General features: G+C 29.1%; 2 protein-coding genes. Both read right to left on the bottom strand.

Annotation, left to right across the window (positions count from 1 at the left end):
* Positions 1-137 precede the first annotated feature (137 nt).
* Complete coding sequence (locus VBM90_RS00010; RefSeq protein WP_323176368.1) at positions 138-11,477, bottom strand: lipoprotein 17-related variable surface protein; 11,340 nt, start codon at positions 11,475-11,477, stop codon at positions 138-140.
* A gap of 365 nt (positions 11,478-11,842) precedes the next feature.
* Positions 11,843-21,004: a hypothetical protein gene (locus VBM90_RS00005; protein ID WP_323176367.1), complete on the bottom strand. Its 9,162-nt coding sequence runs from the start codon at positions 21,002-21,004 to the stop codon at positions 11,843-11,845.
* Positions 21,005-21,083: the final 79 nt, after the last annotated feature.

The raw sequence follows: 21,083 nt of genomic DNA, 5'->3' as shown, positions 1-21,083 counted from the left end.
TAATAACACCTCAATGTTGTTGAGGTGGTTTTACATTTATGAAATTTTTTGGTTTTTACAAAAAATACAAAAAAATCAGCACTATTTTTATCTAGTACTGATTGATTTTGATTGTTTATTAATTGCTAATTAACTTCTTATTTTTTCTTTCTACCGAATATAAAGATTAACATACCAATTAATCAAGTTGCTACTGAAGTAGCTACAAAGTATGGTCAGATTAAGATTGGCGATATTTCTTTTATTTTTTTATCAATAGTTGTTTGTTTAACTACATCTTCGTTGTTATGAGAGTTAAGATTATTTAAAATTTCATCTGAATCAGCAATTGCTTTATTAATTGCATCTTTTTGATATTTAGTTAATTTTTCAAATTTCTTAGATTCGGTTAAATCCACTAAATCATTTTTAGCTTTAGCTAATTCTTCAGCATCAACATATAATTGAGTAATTTGATTATGTTTATTATCAAATTCTTCGCTTGTAGCATTATTATCTAAAATGTTATTGATTAATGTTGCTTTGGTTTTGTCATTAAGCACGTCGCTCGCTTTAACTTGTTGAATTAATTTGTCTTTAACTTTAACGTTATTTAAGTTATTTATAAAGCTTGAATCATTAACTAAATTCAGTGTTTCGCTAATTAATTTATCTCTGGTTTCATCAGAAATTTTGTTATCTTTAGCTTCTTGATGTAATTGATCAATTAAGTCTAATCTAGCTTTTTCATTGTCTAATTTATTAGTAAATTCTTCGCTTGTTTCATCTAATTCTCTAATGTTTTGAGAAATTGAATCTTTTTGTTCTTGTGTCAAGTTTGGATTTTGTCTAATTTGATCAATTGCTTCTTGTTTTTTGTTAATGTTTTTAGTTATTTCATTGTAGTTTTGTTCAGTTGGATTGTTAGCTAAAACATCTTCAACTAATTTAGCTTTATCATTGTCACTTAAAGTTTGATCATTATTAATTTTGCTTAATTTATTTAATTGATCTTTGATGTTGTCAAAGCTTACTGAAGCATTTTCGCTATTAGCATTAATTGGGTCTAATTCAGCAATTAATGCGTCTTTTTGAGATTGTGGCAAGTCTGATTGGTTAATTTGTTCGTAAAGTTTTGCTTTTTTATCGACATTACTAATTTGATAATCAAGACTTGATTTGGTTTGATTGTTATCTAAGTTAATAATTTCATCAACTAGATTTGCTTTATTTCCTTTAGTTAACTCATCATTTGCTTTAATTTGTTCAATTGCTTTAACTTTAGCTGAAATATTATCTGCTTCAGTAGCAAAATTATCTGAATCTTTTGCTAAGTTATGAACTTGATCAATTAAAGCTTCTTTATTATTTTCATCTAAATTGGTGTTTTGTTTAATTTGGTCAATTAAATTCAATTTAGATTCAATGTTATTTAATTTATCAGTTAATTTACTGTTATCATGAGGCACATTAATTACTTCATTTACTAATTTGCTTTTGTCTTCATCGCTAATGTGTTCATTAGTTTGAATTTTTTCAATTAGTTTAGCTTTTTGATCAATTTTAGCGATTTGATCAACCAAATCAGATTGTTTATTGTCTAAATTAGCAACTTCATCAATTAATTGTGATTTTTGATTATCAGTTAAGTTAGGATTGCTTCTGATTTCTTTAATTTTATTTTCTTTAAGTTCTTCATTAGTTAATTGATCAGCAAATGTTTTATCTCTAGGGTCTAATTGACTGATATTATCACTTAATTTTGCTTTATCTTCAGCGTTTAATTGTAAGTCATCAGTAGCGTTAATTCTTTCATAAGCTTTTTCTTTAGCTTTGATGTTGTTTAATGTATCACTATATGAATTTTTGTTAACTTCGCTGTTTAATTTATCATCAACATTAGCTTTTTCAATATCGTTGATTAAATCAGCTTTTTGTTCAGGTGTTAAATTAGCATTGTTTTTAACATTATTAATTAAGTTTGTTTTATTAACAATTTTATCTAAATTGTCTTTGAAGTTTTGAACTTCATCAGCATTATCTGAATTAGAAGGAATAGCTAAGTCTTTAATTTGATCTATTAAAGCTTGTTTTTCAGCAGGAGTCAAGTTGTTATTTTTATTAACTTTTTCAATTGCTTTTGCTTTAGCATATTCAAAGTTTTTATCTCCATCAAGAGCATTTTTAGCATCAATTAATGCTTTTTCTAATTCTAATACTTTAGCAACGTCCTCATTTGAACCTTGATTACTGATTAATTCGTCAACTTTAGCTTTAGCTTCATCATAGTTGGCTTTTGGTTCTTGAGAAGCTGCGACATATTTAGGATTATCTGGTTGAGTTAATTCATCATTAATTGCCTTAGCAGTTTCTTTTAATTGACCCATAGCATTGTTTAATGTTTGAGCCTTATCAACCACTTTGTCAACATTAGCTAACAATTTAGCTTTATCAACTTCTTTAATTAAAGCTGCTTTTTGAGCATCATTAAGATGTTCAAGACCATTGATTAAGTTTCTTGCTTCAGCTTTTTTGTTATTGATTTTTTCATCACCGTCAAGGTTTTGAGCGGCAACATTCAATTTTTCAATTAATGAATCTATGTTGTCAATACTTAATTCAGCGCTTCCATTTTCTTTATCAGCTAAATTGCTTGCATTATTAAATGCTTTATCAAATTCACGCATTTTTTCTTCAGTTGCATTTTTGTAATCAACACTATTAGGTGTGTCTTGATTGTCAGCGACTGCTTGTTTAAGTTCAACCATTTTTTCATCTAATGCTGCTGCTTCTTCAGTTACAGCTCTAACATCTTCAGGAGTTGTAGCTTTATCAACTTTAGCAATTAAGGCTAATTTTTGAGCATCATTAATGTTTTCTAAAGCATTAATTTTAGCAATTTCTTCAGCTCTAACTGTTTTAATGTGTTCTTTACCATTTAAGTTATTAATTGCTTCATGAACCGCATTGATTTTTTCTTCAATCTTGTCATTGCTTAAGATGTTTTTTGTGTCATTACTTGGTTCGTTTAAAGCTGTTTCATAGTCTTTTAAGGCTTGAATAGCATCGTCATATGCTTTTCTTAAATCTTCTTCTGAACCTGTGTAATTAATATCGTTTTTAATCTTAGTTTCGTTGTTTAAGTATTGATCAAGTGTAGCCATTGTACCATTAACTAATGCATTATTTGCATCAACACTATTTACATCGGCAACTCTATCTTTTTCATTAATTTTAGCAATTGCTTCTACTTTTTGTTGATCAGTTAAATTATTATAAATTGGGTTTTCACCATTAATTTTAGCAATAGCATTTTCTTTAGCTTGAGCAACTTTTTCATCACCGTTTAATCCATTGATTGCATTATTTAGTTCAGTGATTTTAGCATCAATTTGCTCAACACTTAAATTAGTTCCATTATCACCTAAATCTTCAGTTCTAATTGCTTCTTGATTATTATATTTAACTTGACGATCTTCGTCAGCTTCAACATAATCAACACTTGTTTTATCAACTTCGGCAATATCTTTGTAAGCCTTCATTTTGTCATCAATTGCTTTAGCTTTTTTAACAATATTATTAGCTTCACTTGCTTTGTTATTTTTGATTTCTTCAGTTAAGGATGATTTTTGAGCTGGATTCAAGTTAGTTAAATTATCAATTGTTTCAATAGCTTGAGCTTTAGCTGTTTCATCAGCTTTAGCTTGATCTAAAAGATTTTTAACATTAATAGCAAAATCTTCATTTGTCTTATCTAATGTGGCAGCATCAATTTTAGCAATATATGTATCTTTTTCAGCTTTAGTTAAATTATCCAGTTTGGCTAATTCATCTTTGGCATTGGTTTGTGCATATTTAAGAGCCTTATCATAAATGGCTTGTGTTTCTTCTTGTGTTGGAACTTTTGATAATTTTTCAATTTCAGCTATCAATAAGCCTTTTTGGTTTTCGTTTAGACTTGGGAAATGATTATTAATGTCATTTCTTAATACTTCTCTATTTCCATCAAGTGCTTCATCAGCAGTTTTTAAGGCTTCTTTACTTTGATTTGCTTCATTAGCTAAACCATTTAATGAATCAGCAGTTGCATTGCTTAAATCTTTAGCTTTTAATTCTGCTAATTTATTTTTAGCATTTTCCAAGGCTTGATCAACAGCTTCTTTTCTGTCTTGCGCATCGTTGGTGTAAATACTTGTTGCAACTTTAGCTTCTGTAGAAGTAATTTGTTTTTCTAAGTCACCAAGATCTAAGTTTAATTTTTGAGCTTTTTCTAAGATTTTTTGTGCAGCTTCTTCATCAGTAGCATTATTTAATAAGTCTTTAATTTTATCTTTTTGATCTTTTGATAAATTATCAAGTTTATCAACTGCTTTAGCTTTTTTGTTTTTGTTTTCTTCACCATTAAGTGCATTATAAGCAGAAATTAATTCTGTTTTAGCATTATCAATTTCTGTTTTTGAAGCATTATCTTTAACAATTAAATCATTTAAAGCCTGTAATTTTTCATCGTAAGTTTCTTTTAAAGCAGCATCTGCTAATCTATATTTGTCAGCAACTTTATTTGCTGATTTAGCTGTTTCATAGGTTAATTTGTCATCTTTTGCTAATTTTTGAATTTGTTCTTTTACAACGTTCTTAGCTTCTAAAATGGCAGTATTTAAAGCTGTAGCAGTTTCTTGAACAGTTGAAGCTTGTGATGTTGGCAATGTTTTAACTTGATTTTCAAATACGGCTTTTTGATTTAGGGTTAAATCACTTAAATCATTGATTGCATTAATAGCTGCTTGTTTATTTTGATTTAATTGTTCAGCTTCTTGAATTATCGCTTTAACAGCAGCGTCATATTTGTGACCTTGAGTTTCATCAAGTTCGGCACTATTAACTTTTCCTAATAATTCAGTAATTTCTTCGCTTGAAAGATTTGCATAATTATCATTATTAATTTTGTTTGACGCATTGGTTTTACTTAAACTTAATCCTTCTTGAATGATGCTTGATTTTTCTTCTTGTGTTGGTTGTTTTTGTAAATTATCAACTTTGTCTTGTAAAGCTTTAATTTGACTAGCATCTAATAATTCTCAATTATTAAGGTCTTCTTTGAATTTGTTTCTATAACCATCTAAGGCATCAATTGCATCATTTAAGGTTGACGTTTGAGTGTTAATTTCACCGGTTTTTTCAGCAATTTGATCTTTGTTTAAATTACTTAAATCAGCTGCTTGATAGCCTTTTAAGGCTTTTTTAGCATCTTGAATTGCTTTGTCAAATTTAGCTTGGTTACCTGTTGTATCATCTGTATATTCAAGTTTGTCTTTTTTACCTTCAGCTTCAGCTATTTTAGCTTTAAGATCACCAATAGCTTTATCTAAGTTTTTAGCTGCTTCAATAATTTTGTTTGCTTCTTCTTTATTAGCTGCTCCATCAATTTTATCTTTGAGAGCTTGTTCTTGTTCAGAAGTTAAATTGTTTAAAGCATCAATTCTTTCGTTTAATGCATTTTGGTTTTCATCACCATTCAACTCACCGTAAGCAGTTTGTAAATTGCTTAATACTGTTTCAACAGCACTTAATTCTGAGTTGGCACCATTAGCTTTATTAAGTATTTCTTGAGCTGCTGATAAAGCGTTATCATAAGCTTGTTTTTTATCAGCATCTGCTAAAGTATAAACAATAGCTGTTTTAGCATCATTGTTTTGATCATCTTCAACTGTTTTTTTAGTTAAAGCGGTTAATTCAGCTTTAACAGCATCACTTAATTCTTTCATTTTAGCATTTAATGTGCTTGCTGTTGTGCTATGAGCTTGAATTGCTTCAGTTGAAGTAGCTGATTTTAAATCTGATTTATAAGCATCTAATTGATTGTTATTTAAATAAGGGTAATTATTTGATGCATCAGCAATAGCTTTTTCAATTTCTGCTTTAACTTGAACTTTAGCCACTTCATCAAGAGTATTAGCTTTTGTTAATTCATCTAATAAAGCTTGTTTTTTTGGTTCAGGAACGTTGTTATTAATGTATTGGGCAACTTTTTCTTTTTCAGCTTGTAAAGTTGTTTTAAAGCCTGTTAAAGTAATTGTTCTTGTGTTAGTTGAAACAACTGCTGGGTTTTGTGGATCATTATTTGAATTCAATATTGCTTTGGTTGAAGCAATTTTGAATGTTATATCTAATGTACCATTATCATTGTTTGGTAATAATTCAATACTATTTAAATAACCTTCAACATCTAAATTTGCTGGATTGTTAAAGCCTTTAATAGCTTCTTTAGCAACTTCACTTGGCAATTGATTTCTATCAATTGCGTTAGTATCATTTTCATTAATAGTAAATGAAATGTTTGAATCATCTAAAATAGCGTCCACTCTTTCTTGTTCAGTTAAAGTGCTTAAGGCATTATTGTTATTTAATGTATAAGTTTTAATTGATTGAACACTTTCAAGATTTTCTTTAGTTGATTGATATTTGTAACTTAAGTCTAATTTACCTGTTAATTCATTTGGATTTGAAATAACTCAATCAACTGGTTTAACATCTGCAGGGATTGTAGAATTGTTAAATTCAACATCATCTTTAGTAATTTCACTAGCAGTTTTAGTATTTTGTGAATTATCTTTAACTTTGGCAGTTGCAGTTTCTAATGAATTTAATCTAGTTAATTCATCATTATAACGTTGTTGACCATTTAAATTATTAATTGCATTTTGAATTTCAGTATTCATTGAGTCAACATTAGTTTTATTCATCAAGTCAGAATTATTTCCAGTATTTAAAGCAGTTAATAAATCTTCTGCTTTTTTGATTGCGCCACCTTTTTGACCATTATTTTTAGCAGGATTACCATCATAAGCAGCTCTTAAATCATTTGTTGTGTAAATATAATTATTATTTGTTACAACAGTATTTTGATTTGTAATAAAATCACGCAGTGTTTCCATTGATGAATTTAATGCATTATTAGTTGCATCTTGACTGTTAACATCTGCAATGGTATCTTTAGCATTAATTAAAGCAATTGCTTTTTCTTTTTGTTTATCAGTTAATGATGAATAATCGGAATTAACTTTAGCAATTGCTTTATCTTTAGCAGCTTTTAATCTCTCATCACCGTTTAAATTACTAATTGCATCTTGAATTGCTTTAGTTCTCTTTTTAACTTCTTCTAATGATAAATTAGATCCTTGAGTTTTATCAACATCAGTTTTTTGTTGATTTACTGCATCATCTAAAGCACTCTTATTATCTGCTTGAGTATAATCTCTACCTTTTTTAATTGTTTCGATATTATTAGTTGCATCGTTGTAAGCTTTCATTGCATCATTTAAATCACTTGCATTAGCAACTTTTTGGTCTAATTGATCAATTGAAGCATTTTGGATTGCTTCTTTAATTGCGTTTTTTTGTGCGTCATTTAAATATTTATAATTGTCAATTGCTTTTTTCTTTGCATCTTTTTGATTTTGTTCATATTGAGCTTGAGTTAAGAAACCATCTCTAGTTTGAGGATTAGTTACATTACTATAAATATTGTTATTATTTACAGTTTGCCCTTCAATTGTTACAAGATCACTGGCTAATCTTGTAGTCTTAAATTTATATGTATAAGTAACTGAACCAGAAGCATCATCAGTCGAAGTTTGATTCACATTTGTTAAACTGATTTTATTAGTATTAGCAAATTTAGAATCAATTAAACCAACATTATAATCAGTATTTAATGTTGAATCTGAAGCACGTTTAATTGGATTAGAAACAATTGTAATATTAGTAATTTTATTTGTATTTGAATCTTGATTTACTAAATTATTTAATCTAGTTACCTCATTTTGAAAACCAGTTATTTCTGCAGTCTTTTCTGCTGAAATTGCATTAACATCTTTAGTAGATTGCAATTTATATGCAATTTTAATTTTTCCAGTTATATCGTTATAACCAAGATATCTAACACTATTTGCATAAATTTTTGTATTGGTTGGCAACTGTCAAACAATATCAACATTTGCATTATTTGCTTTTTCCACAGTTGAGGCTTGGATATTAGGTTTTTTATTTACCTCTTTATATTCTGGAGTAGCGCTTAAAGTTTCAATTCTTGATTGTTCATCACTAAAACCAGTAATTTTATAAGTTTTATTTTCTGTATAGATGTTGTCTTTATCACTTGATTTAAGAATTTTATAAGTAACTACTAAAGTACCGTCATTATCATCAGCTTGAATACCAATAATTTTAGTTTCTACCCCTTGATTATTAGGGTTAATGTTATCAGTAGTAATTAAATTTTGATCTGCAGTTGAAGGTTTAATGTTTTTATCTGGATAACCAAAAGTAGCACTATAATCTTTAATTTTTTCACGTTCATTATTAATATCAGTTCATTTATCTACAATAGTTTTGATATTTTTATCTGAACCGATTAGAACTTTATCAGAATAGTCTTCATTAGCTACATAAGTATCTTTATACAATTGAGCTTGTCCAATTAATCTTTTAACATTATCTTTTTCATCTTGACTTAAATAAGTAAGACTATTAATTTGATTTTTGGCATTGTCTATTGCCATATCAAATGCAAGTTGCATTTCATCATTAATAGTTGAATAATAATTTGCATTAATTGCTAAAGTTTTAGTTTGAGCATTATAGGCAAAAGGACCTTGTCATCCCAATTTTCCTTCTAGAGAATTAATGATATAGAATTTTTCACCACTGGTATCATTACCATTTAAGAAAGTAAAATTGTTGATTTCTTTTTTAAATTCTTCAACAGCCCCATTAAGTTCATCACCAGTTAATTTATCGATTCAATTTTGTTGTAAAGTATTTTTTCCATTAGTGTAAAAAGTTGTCAACGTGCTAGTGGATTCAAAAATGTTTGGAATTGTCTTATTATTTGCATCTTTTAAATTTGCATCAAAAGTATCAAAAGAATTTAAATTAATAGAATTGGTTGATTTTGTAAAAACAGCATAATTTTTAAAATCATTTTGAGGTTTTTGTTGCTCTAAAATTTGAGTTTTTAAATTATTTTTTTCTGTTACAAGAGAATTTAAATTTGCAATAGTATCTAAAACATTCTTAATATTAGATTCGTAAGGCTTTGATGTTGTTGAGTTAAAAGTTTTGACTTCTTCTGCAGTTGTTAAATTATCAATAACATTTTGAATAAGATTATTAGTTAACAAATTAGTTGCTCTTGTATTATTTGTTAAATAAGTTTGAGAATTAGCTTTTGTAATTTCATAATCATTCAATTTGCTATATAGAGAATTTAAATTATTTTTACCAGAAGTTAGAATTGCATCAAGTCTATCTCCTAAAACTTTTTTAATTGTTTGTAAAATTCGACTTAAAAAATCAAATGATTCTAATGTACTATATTTACTTGAATTATTTCTATCTTGTGCTTTTGCATCATTATTATATTCATCAGATTTCAGTTTAATAATGCTAGAATTTGTGTTGATAAAATCTTCTAAAGCTTTTTTAACTTCGATATCAGCTAAAGCATAAAGCATTTTGTTTGTGGCAATTGTATTTCAATTTCTATCATAGATTTGAGTATTAAGTGGGTATTCACGAACCTCTTTATATTTTTCTTCTATTGATTTTTGTAAATCATCAATTTTATCTATTTTATCTTTTCAACTATTTTTAGCTGTTTCATTTGTAAATTCATTATCAACATTAAAAGAAGTATCGGCTTCAACATATCTAGTTAAAGCATCTTTTTCACCTTTAGTTAATCATTTTTTAGATTGAATATATCTTTTGAGATATTCTAAATCTGTAAATGTGTATTCAATCGGTGCAAAATCAAGATATTCTCTTCCAAAAGTAGTTGATGCAGAAGCGGTTGAGGTTTTATTAATCATTCTTCATTTTTTGGTATCTGTACCTGGAGCAAAAGAAGCATTTAAACGTAAATTATCCAAGTTATTGTATTTTTTATAATCTTGATAAATATTTCTTGTTCTAATTACATTTTTGTTGTCATAAGAAACACCATTTTTATCTATATTGTATGCAAAAGCACTATTTCAATTTTCAGAAATAGATAAATTAGCTTGTGGAATTCCATCAGTTGCTTTATTGTAAAATTCAAGATCATTTTGAATTTTTTCTTCAGTATTAAATTTCTTTAAATATGACTGTTTCCGATCAGCCATTTTAATAAATCCACCAATAACCTTGTAATCATCTCTACTATTTAAATTTCTATATTCCGAAACTCCAAAATATGTTTTCTTTTCAGTGGTTGAACCAGTATTACCAGCATATAATTGATTAAAAGGTTCAGTTGAATTATTGAATGGTTTCATTTCTAATTCAACTACAGCTCCTGCAACAATTTCATTATGTGATGTACTTGTATTAACTCTAAAAACAAATAATCCCCCTTGATTTTGAGTTATATTATTTTTAGTAATAATAGGAGTCTTATCCCTAATTATTGAGTGTTGAAATAAACCAAAAGCAACTTGATTAAATTTATTGGTTGTGAAAGTAAAATTATAATTTCTTACTGCTTGTGGAGTATAACCTCTAATTAAAACATCATAAAGTTCATTGCTTCCTTGTTGTCTAGTGTTTTTTCATCAGTTTCTTTGATTTCTATTTGCATCTGACATATTATTTTCGTACTCATCAGGAATATGATCATAATATGGTAAATAGGCATAGTCACTAATGTAAGCCGTTTTTGACTTACCGTTTATAGTTGTACTAACTGATTTCCCTGTGCCAGTTACTTGTTGCGTTTTACCTATTCATGGACTTATTTCCATTGTGTCAATATTAGCTTTTGGATCATCATTGATATTTATAGTATATGTAGTTAATTTACCTTCAGTTTGATCAATATTAACACTGCTACTATCTTCTTTAACAAATAAGTGAATTTTGATATCACCAACTAATCTAATATCATCTGAAAAGTAAATCCCAGCAGTAAAAAAGTCATTATTTGTATCAGCATTAGTTAAGTTAACACCAACTTTAACTTTTTTAGTATTAGTTAATGGATTATATCCATTTCCATTTCATCAAGAACCAGTGTTTTCAGGTAATGATGATGAAGCACCATCTCTTTCTCAAGAATACATATTACCAATTTCATTAGCAAAACCCTCACCGTTTCAATTGGTTTGATTAATATTTGATGGTAAACCTGGAGTTGAAGCATCAAATAATCTATACCATGCATCACCAGTTGCACTTCATTTAAGCTTATTATTTCCAGTTTGGCTTAAATTAGTTACTCCATTCGCGTCTAAAGAGTTGTATCACCTATGAACTGTGCCATTACTATAATTATCATAACCTGTTCAAATATCATCTGAAATATTAGAATTAACTTTATCAAACACATAATTATCATTATTAATTGCAACATTCACATCTTGTTTTGAATGATTTGCTGAAAGAGTCAAAACAAGTCCTATTAATGGTGCTGATGCAGGCACAATTAAAAGACTTCTTTTTAATGCTTTATTTTTCATACATATCTCCTATTCTATATATATAACTATTCTGTAATATATATATATATATATATATATAGATTCATTATATATTATTTGTAGAATTATGAAAAAATTAAAACTTTTTGAAAATTGTATCAATTTCAGGTATGACGTTAATTCCTGTGGCATTTGTTGCTTCTTGTGAAAATTCTAAATAAAAGAAATAAACAGGGTCACTAAAAGTGGACAGAAGGATTAATTAGACATAATAACAACTCAATGTTGTTGGGGTGGCTTTACATTTATGAAATTTTTTGGTTTTTAAAAAATACAAAAAAATCAGCACTATTTTTATCTAGTACTGATTAATTTTGATTGTTTATTAATTGATAATTAACTTCTTATTTCTTTCTACCGAATACAAAGATTAACATACCAATTAATCAAGTTGCTACTGAAGCAGCTATAATGTATGCTCAAATCACCATTGGTGAGTTGTCTTTTAATGCTTTAGTAATAGCTGTTGTAAGTACGTTTAATCCTTGAATATCTCCAGCCTTAGAAACTAATTGTTTAATATTTTTAAGGTCTGTTGAGTTAAGTTTTTTCTTAGCTTTTGTAGATGTTTCAAAGTAATTGTGTTTAATTACAGCGTTTGCTAAAGTATCGATATTAGCAAGGTCTGAAGCGTCAGCTAATGCTTCAAAGTTATTTCTTGATTTGTTTGTTGTGATTGAATCAACTAAATCAAGTAAGTTTTGAGCTTTAGCAATAGCAGCTTCTCCATTTGCATCTGAGAATGCTTTTGAATTAAATTCATTAATTGCTTTAACAACATTTTCTCTATGTTTGTTTGAAGCATCTGTTCCATATGTACTTTGTAAGTATTGGTTTGTTAAATCGTTTAATTCATCTACTTTTTTATCGTAGTTAGCTTTGTTTAAAGCTTTAGCATCCTCAATAGCTTTTGCTAATGATTCAGCATCTGTAGCGTTTTTAATAGCTTCAGAAACTTTGAATTTTTCTGAATCTGATGAATTTGCTTCATCTGATAAGTATGAAAGTTTAGCAACTTCTTTAAGAGCTTCTTCTTTAGCGGCATCTAAGCTTGCGCTTCCATCAAGAGCAGCAGTTGCATTGTTTAATTTATTTGTTAAATCAACGATATTATCTACTGGCTCATTAAAGTTAGTAATATCTTTAATTGCTTCTACATTAGCTTTAGCTGCATCAAAGTTAGCTTTTGGTTGTTCTGAAGCTTCTGTGTAAGCAAGTGTTTTTTGTGCTTTAGAAGCTTTATCTAGAGCTTCTTTAGCATTATTCATTAAAGTAGCATTGTTTACAATGTTATTTACATCTGCAACAGCTTCTTTAGCATTAATATCAGCTTTAGCAGCATCTTTTTGTGTTTCTGATAAGTAACTTAACTTATCAATAGCAGCAATAGCATCTGCTTTAGCTTTTGCTAAGTTTGAATCTCCGTTTAATGCTTTATGAGCATTTTTAAGAGTTTGCACTTTATCTTGTAAGTTTTCTACAGCGTTCTCAAAGTCTTCTTTGTTTTCTAACGAAATTAAATTATTTAATGCAGTAGTTAATGCATTTTGTTTGTCTGCATCAGCTTCTTTGAATTGAACTTTTTCCTTAACTGGGACAATCTCTTTAATTGTTTCTAGAGCAGCGTCAACTGCTTTTGTATTTGAAACAATGTTATTTACATTGTCAATTGTGTTTTGTTTTTCAACTTTAGCTTTAGCAGCATCTTTTTGTGTTTCTGAGATGTTTTGTAATGCATCAATATCTTTATTAGCTTTTTCTTTAGCTTTAGCTAATCTATCTTTACCATCAAGGTTACTAATAGCATTTGCTAATTTGCTTGTTAATAATTCAATGTCTTGTACTTTGTTTTCAAAGTTCATTGTATCTTTGATTGCATTTACAGCGTCTTTAGCTTTATCAAATGCATCTTTAGCAGCATCTGAAGCTTGTGTGTAATCCACTTTATCTAATTTTTCGTTAGCTGATTTAAGTGTAGCTAATGCATTGTTTAATAATTTTGCATTATTAACAGTGTCTTGTGCTTTTGCAAGTGTATTTGTGTCTTCAGATTTAATTAAATCTTTAGCAGCGTCTTTTTGAGCTTTTGATAGGTTGTTTAATTTATCAATTTCTTTAACTGCTTCAATTTTAGCTGTAGCTAATTTATCATCTCCATTTAATTTGTCAGTTGCTGATGTCATATCTGATAATAAGCTATCTGCGTTAGCAATTGGTTGCTTTGGATTTGTAAAGCTTGCAACAGCATCTTTAATAGCGTCTTTAGCATTAGTAAATGCAGTTTGTTTATCTTCGTCAGCTTCTGTGTAATCAGGAGTTGCTTGTTTTGTTTTAGCAGCATCTAATGCATCAACTAATTCTTTTAATTTAGCAGCATTATCAAGGATTTGATCAATTAATTGTCTTGAATTTGTTGATTCATCTTCAATAGCAGCATTAATTAAATCTTTTTGACCTTGAGATAATCCTTCAAGTCCATCAACTGTTTTCTTAGCTTCTTCTTTTGCTGTCGCTAAGTTAGCTAAACCATCAAGTAATTTAGATTTAGCATCTAAAGCACTAATAAGTGCATCAGGATCATCACTTAATACTTCAAAGTTTGTTGTGTTCTTGATTGCATCAAGTGCATCTTTAGCTTTGTTAAAGTTTTCTTTTGGTTCATCTGAAGCTTCTACATAAGCTGGTGTGTTTTGTTTATCAGCAGCTTCATTTGATTTAGCGATAGCTTTATCAATTTTTTGAGCATTTGAAAGCACGTTAGCTACTTGATCTTTAGTTGTAACGTTTCTGATTGCATCCTTAGCAGCGTTTTTTTGATCTGTTGTTAAGTTTGTTAAAGCATCAATCTTAGCAATAGCATCATCCTGAGCTTCTTTTAAGTTTCTAGCTCCATCTAAGTTGCTGATTGCATTATTTAAGCTAGATGTTAATGTGTCGATGTTTGCAATAGGTTGCGAGAAGTCTTCAACATCTTTAATTGCATTAACTTTGTCTTTTGCAGCATCAAATGCATCTTTAGCAGTTTTTGAAGCATCAATGTATGCTTTTGTTTTTTCAACTTCATTTGCTGTGTTTAGTGCTCCTTTAGCAGCATTTAATTTTTTAGCATTTTCAAGAGTTGCTTGAACGTCAGCAATTGTTTGTTTTTTCTCAACTTCAGCTTTAGCAGCTTGTTTTTGTGTATCTGATAAGTTTTCTAATTCTTCGATTTCAGCTTTAGCAGCAGCTTTTGCATCATCTAAGTTTTTGTTACCATCAAGTGAGTTGATTGCGTTATTAAGAGTTTCTGTTTTCTCTGTGATGTCAGCAATAGGACTTGTTGTAAAGTCTGATACTGTTTTTACACCTGCTAAGTTGTCAAACGCTGTTTGAGCAGCTTGTTTTTTATCTGTAGGTGTTGTTGATGCTTCTGTGAATTGTGGTTTTGATTTAACATCATTAAATCTTTGAACTTGTTGGATAGCAGCGTCAACATTTGTTGCGTTTGTAGCAATGTCTTTTGTTTCTTGAACTGTTGTAGCAGCATTTACTGATTGTTTTGCTTTATCTTTTTGAGTTTGTGATAAGTATTGTAAGTTTTCAATTTCTCTAATAGCAGCATCTTGAGCATTTTTTAATTTGCTTGCTCCAGATAAATTATCTTTTGCGTTATTTAAATTATTAATTAATTCTTGTTTATTATCAACTAGCTCTGTTCCATCTGATTTTGCAGCAATAGCATTTTCAATTGCTTTTTTAGCATCATTGAATTGTTGTTGTTCCTCAGGTGTTGATTGTGTGTATTTTGGAGAATTAATAATTTCTTTAGCTTCTTTAAGTTTTTGTGCTAATTCATTTAAGTTGTTAGCATTATTTTTAATGCTTTCTACAACTTGTGAATTTGCAGCTTTTTGAATTTGGTCTTTAATTTTGTTTTTGATTTCTTCATCTAATGGAGATAACTTATCAATTTCAGCTTTAGCAGCATCTTTTTTACTTTGAAGTTCTGTTTCTCCATTAAGAGCATTTTTAGCATTAGTTAAGTTTGCTAATTTAGTTGTTAACTGTTCATCTGCATTTTGGAAGTCAACTTTTTGTTTTAAATCAGTAACTTTATCAAGTGCATTGTCAAATGCAGTTTTTAAACTTCCTTCTGCTTCTGTATATTTAACTTGTTGTTTAACTTTAGCATCTTCTTTAGCTTGTGCTAAAGCTGAATCAATATCTTGAGCATTTTTAGAAATAGCTTTTATTTGTTCTAAATCATTTGAATTTGCAACTAACTTGTTGGCAGCTGTTACTTGAGTTGGTGTTATGTTTTGTAAATTATCAATAATAGATTTAGCTTTTGCTCTCTCAGTTCTAAGTCTTTCTTCTCCATCAAGAGCACCTTTAGCATTAGTCAATGCTTGTTTTAAATTATCAATATTTGAAATTGGATTGTTAAAGTCAGTGTGATTGCTATATGCAGCAACTGCTTTTTTAGCATCATCAAATGCTTGTTGATTTGAAGCTTGTGTGTAGTTTGGTGTAGTTTCTGTTGCAATAGCATCTTTTAAAACACCTAAAGCATCATTTAATTTAGAAGCATTGTTTTTAATTGATTCGATTGAGCCAAGACTATCTGCAGCATCAACAGCGGCTTTAGCAGCTGTTTTTTGAGCGTTTGATAAATTAGACATTCCTTCAATAACAGCTTTAGCTTTTATTTGAGCTGTGGTTAATCTACCTTGACCATTAAGATCTGCAATAGCTTTTTCTAAGTTTTTAGCTAATTGAGCATCAACTGGTTGAGTAAATTCTGTTTGATCTTTAATGTTGTTAACTGCATTTTTAGCATTAATAAATGGCTGCTTTTTATCGTTTGAAGCTTGTTTATAGTTTGTAGTTTTTTCTGTTTCTAATGCTCTTTCTAATTGAGCTTTAGCAGCGTCAAGATTTTTTACATTTGCTTTAATAGCATCAATTGTTGCAACTACATTTGAACCATTAACGGCATTTCTTGCAGCTGTAATTTGTTCTTTAGTTAAGTGTGATGCAGTATCAATAGCAGCAAGAGCTTCTTGTTTTGCAGTTTTTAATCTTTCATCTCCATTAAGAGCTTCTCTTGCAGTTTGTAATCTTTGTAAATCTGTAGATAAGTTAGGAGTTGGTTGTGTAAACTCTGTTACTGATTTTCAAGATTGTAATTCTTCAACAACTGAATCAAAGTTTCTTTGTGAACCATCTTCAGATTGTTTGTAATCATCTGTTTGTTTAACAGCTTCATTATTCTTAAGCTGACCAATAGCATTATTTAAATCTCTTACATTTGATGAAATAGAATCTATTAATGCAAGAGTTTGCGCATTATTAATAGCTTCAATAGCTTTTGTTTTTTGAACCTCTAATAAATGAGGTGTTTGAGTAGCATCATTGATTTTAGCAATAGCAGCTTCTCTAGCTTTTCTTAATCTATCATTTCCGTTAAGAGCAGCAGTTTTAGTATTTAAATCACTTGTTAATGATTGGATATTTGGTGTTTCATATTCGAAATTATTTTGTGATTTAATTGCATCTACTTTTCCTCTAGCAGTTTCATATGCTTCTTTTCTGGCTGTATCTGCTTGTAAATGGTTTGGTGTTTGTCATTGAGCATTTGCAGTTTCTAACGCAGCTAAAGCAGCATTAAGTTTTTTAGCATTATCTCTAATTGATTGCACTTTAGCAATTGTGTTTGTCGCGTCTTTTTGTACAGTAGCTATTGCAAGATCTCTTTGTGATTGTTCATCTAATTTAGTATATGACTGGATATCTCTGATAGCATTCTCTTTAGCTTTTGCTAAGTTTTTATCCCCATCAAGAGCAGTTGTTTTTCTCTTAAGGTCAATTGCAGATGCATTAAATTGACTTTGTGTTGTTTTGTTTACAAGTGATTCAAAGTTTGTCTCTGTTTCTAAGTTGTAAGCATTTATTTTGCCTAATGATGTATCAAAAGCTGTTTTTAGGTTTGTTGGTGTTGTTGAAGCTTCTGTATATTTAGGTGAATTCTTTGCTGTTTTAGCATCATTAAGAATAGCAACAGCACTATTGACTAATTTATATGCTGCTACTAAATCTTTAAATTCATCATTTGTTGATTTTGAACTAATTAATTCTTTTGCTTTAAGTTTTTGTTCTTTTGATAAGTTTGCTAAATTATCAATTTGATCAAAAGCATATTGTTTTTGTACTTCTAATAATTTATCATTAACACCAGCAATTGTATTTTGTGAATCAATTTCATTTTTAGCAGTTTGTTTTTGTGTTGAAGTTCACGTGTCAGAGCTAAATCCATCAATAGTATTTTTAGCAGCTGTTTTTGCATTATTTAAGTTTGTAATTCCATCTAGATTTCTAATAGCATTTTGTAAATTAGTAGTTAATCTATCAATATTCGGAATAGCAGTTTTAAAGTCACTTGTATCTTTTATAGCATCAACAGCATTTCTTGCTGATTCAAAAGCAGCTTTTTTATTTGTTGGTGTTGTTGAGGCTTCTGTATGGTTAGGTTGATTAAGATGATCGTCATTAGCAATTTGTAGTTGTTCACGTGCAGCATTTAATTTTCTTGCATTTGAAACAATTTTATCAACTTTAGCACTTGAGTTTGTATCTTTCTCATTTACTTGATTTTTAGCAAGTTCTATTTGAGATGGTGATAAGGAAGTCAATTTGCCAATTTCAATTAAAGCTTTTGTTTTAGATGTAGATAAATTTGTATCTCCATTTAAATCATTAATAGCAGTAGTCATATTTGAAACTAAAGTGCTTAAATCACTGGTTGGAGTAGTAAAGTTTGTATTATCTTTTACTCCATTAAGAGCTTCAAATGCATTATCGAAGTTTGATTTATTTGGATTCGGTGTTGCTTCAATATAGTTTGGTTTAGCTTTTTTTGCAAGAGCTTCATCATATTTAGCTCTAGCATTTGATAAACCTTCAACATTTGTTTTTACTGCATTAACTGAATTAATTGTTGTTTGTTGATTAATTTGTTTTTCAGCTTCATCTTTTTGTGTGTCACTTAAATTTAAACCTTTAACTGCAGTAATAGCATTTGATTTAGCTGTATTTAAATTTGTAACTCCATCAAGATTAGCTGTTGCACTTGATAAATTAGTTAACTTAGTTTGTAAGTCTGGATATGCTGTTTCAAAGTCTGTATATGTAGTTAAATCATTTAATGCTGAAATAGCATTATTAAAGTTTGATTTATTTGGAGTTGTTGATGCTTCTGTATATCTTATTTCATTATTTGATTTAATCTCTTTAGCAGCGGTAAGTTTTGGAACTTCATTATTAACAGTTGTTGCATTATTAACAATGGCATCAATTTGATCTTTAGATGATTTTGAGTCAATTAAACGTTTAGCAGCATCTCTTTGAGTATTTGTCAAGTTACTTAATTGAACAATTTTGTTTTTAGCATCAAGTTTTTGTGCTTCAAATAATTTATCATTAACGCCAGCAATTGTAGATTGACTTTTAACTTCATTATTAGCATTATTTTTTTCTGTTCCACTCAAGTTTGGAAGTGAATTAATAGTTTGTTGAGCAGCAGCTTTAGCAGCATTCACATTATCAAATCCGTTAAGTGCTTTACGAGTTTCTACTAATGCATCTTTAGCAGATTTAATTGTATTAATAGATTGTGATGAGTAGGTTGAAATATCTTTTAAATTTTCAGCAACTTTGATCGCTTCATCAAAATTATCTTTTTTATTATCACTCGGTTCTTTTGCACCTGTTGTAGCTTCTGTGTAATTACTATGATTATTATTATCCGGGTTTTCTTTAATATCCTTAGATAGCTCTAATTCTTTTCTTAAATCATTAAGCTCTTCTGCTCAAGTTCGAATAGGAGTAGCATCTGAAATACTTTTTGCATTACTAATTAAATTTCAAGCTTCATCTCTTTCAAGTGTCAATAATTTATTTAGAGGTATTAATGATACAGTAGTTTCTCTTTCTACTCAAGTAGGATCACTTTCAAAAAGAACTCTTCTGGCTTTCTCTTTGAAATTATCGAAGTTTATCTTTCCATTTAATTTCAATCTTGCTTGATTTAAACTTTGATATGCTGTGTTAACTTGAGGTTGTCTTGCACTATTATTTTCAAATACTTTTTTAGCTGCTGTTAAAGCTGCATTGTAAGCATTTTTTAAATCATCATCTGCATCAAGATATGGATGCTGATTAAAGAAATCACCTTTCGAATAATTAATTTCTTCTTCAAGTTTTGTTTTATCAGCTTTTTTTCTGTATACAGTTTGCACTACTACAACATCTTCTAGAAATGAATTATTAAGTTTTTTTCTATATACATTCTTATTTGTTGAAACAATATCAAATCCAGGTATTGCAGTAGGATTAAATGAAATAGAGTTCGCTTTCTGCTCATTTGAAAGTCCATTTAAACTAGCAGGAATAATATCATTTATTAAATATTCATTTTTCACTGTATAAGATGCATTACCTGATGTTGGAGTTAATCTTTGCGCAGGAATTTGAACATCTTTAGTGAATGTTTTATATGATCAATCCACTGGAGATGTAATAGTCTTTGTTAATGTTGAATTGGTTGCAGGTATATTTGTAGTGTCATAAATATCCTCAAACACTTGTTCTACAATAACAGGATATCTTTCAAATTTCTTTGTTTCTTTCTTTCTAACACCATTTAAAAGAACTCTAGAGTACGTACCATCATCTTGCCGTGATCTTTCAGATGTCATAACTCCTGAAAAATAACCTTTTTGTGCACCTGGAATAGGTGCTGTTTTAAATTTAATCTCATATTTTGAATGATCTCATCCGGCAGTTTGAAATTCATAATCGTAAGTAAAATCTCTAATTGATGTTTTCTTACCATCAATAAATTTACCACCTGGATCATTAATATCGTTTCTATTTCATGTCGAAAATAGAAGATTTTGCACATGATTAGAACTATCGCTTGGTTTATTCTGAAGGTTATATCACTCAACTTTAGCCAGTGAAGATCTAGTTAGCTCATCATTTGTACCATAGTGATGTCAAGAACCACCAAGACCAACTTGTTTTAATTGACTTGAAGATAATTCTTGTCCTGGTTGTAACGTAACTGAACTAGTGATTAGTCTATCAGAACCATCTTTTTCGAATCTCTTAATTTCGACAGGTGAACTTAATTGTATGTCTTTAGTAAGAAAGAAAGCAAAATATGCTTTTTGTTCACTATCAATACCTTCTATTTCTACGAAACCAAAAGGTTTAAAATACTGAAGTGTCCAATCAATTGTGCCATCTTCATTTACGACTTTATCTATTTGCATAGATTCTCTTACTTTGGACTCAGGAAACTCTTTTATGTGACTCCATGATCAATGTTTATAATAGTATGTTCCATATTCATCACAATCTTCTCATACATAATCTGTCTGACTTGGATGGAATGTTCCTATATTCTCTCTACCTGTTCAATTTTGAATACCCTCATCTCATCTACCTGTTGGTGATAAACTCACTTCACGGGGTTCATTATTTGCAGATGCACTTACTGTTGTAAGTAAAGCAAGTGGAGTTGTAACTCCTGCGCTTAAAGGT

It is taken from the genome of Mycoplasma sp. 2704, assembly GCF_034863285.1.
GTDB lineage: Bacteria > Bacillota_I > Bacilli_A > Mycoplasmatales > Metamycoplasmataceae > Mycoplasmopsis.
The sequence above is the reverse complement of the archived record's forward strand: the minus strand, read 5'-3'. Positions and strand labels throughout refer to the sequence as shown.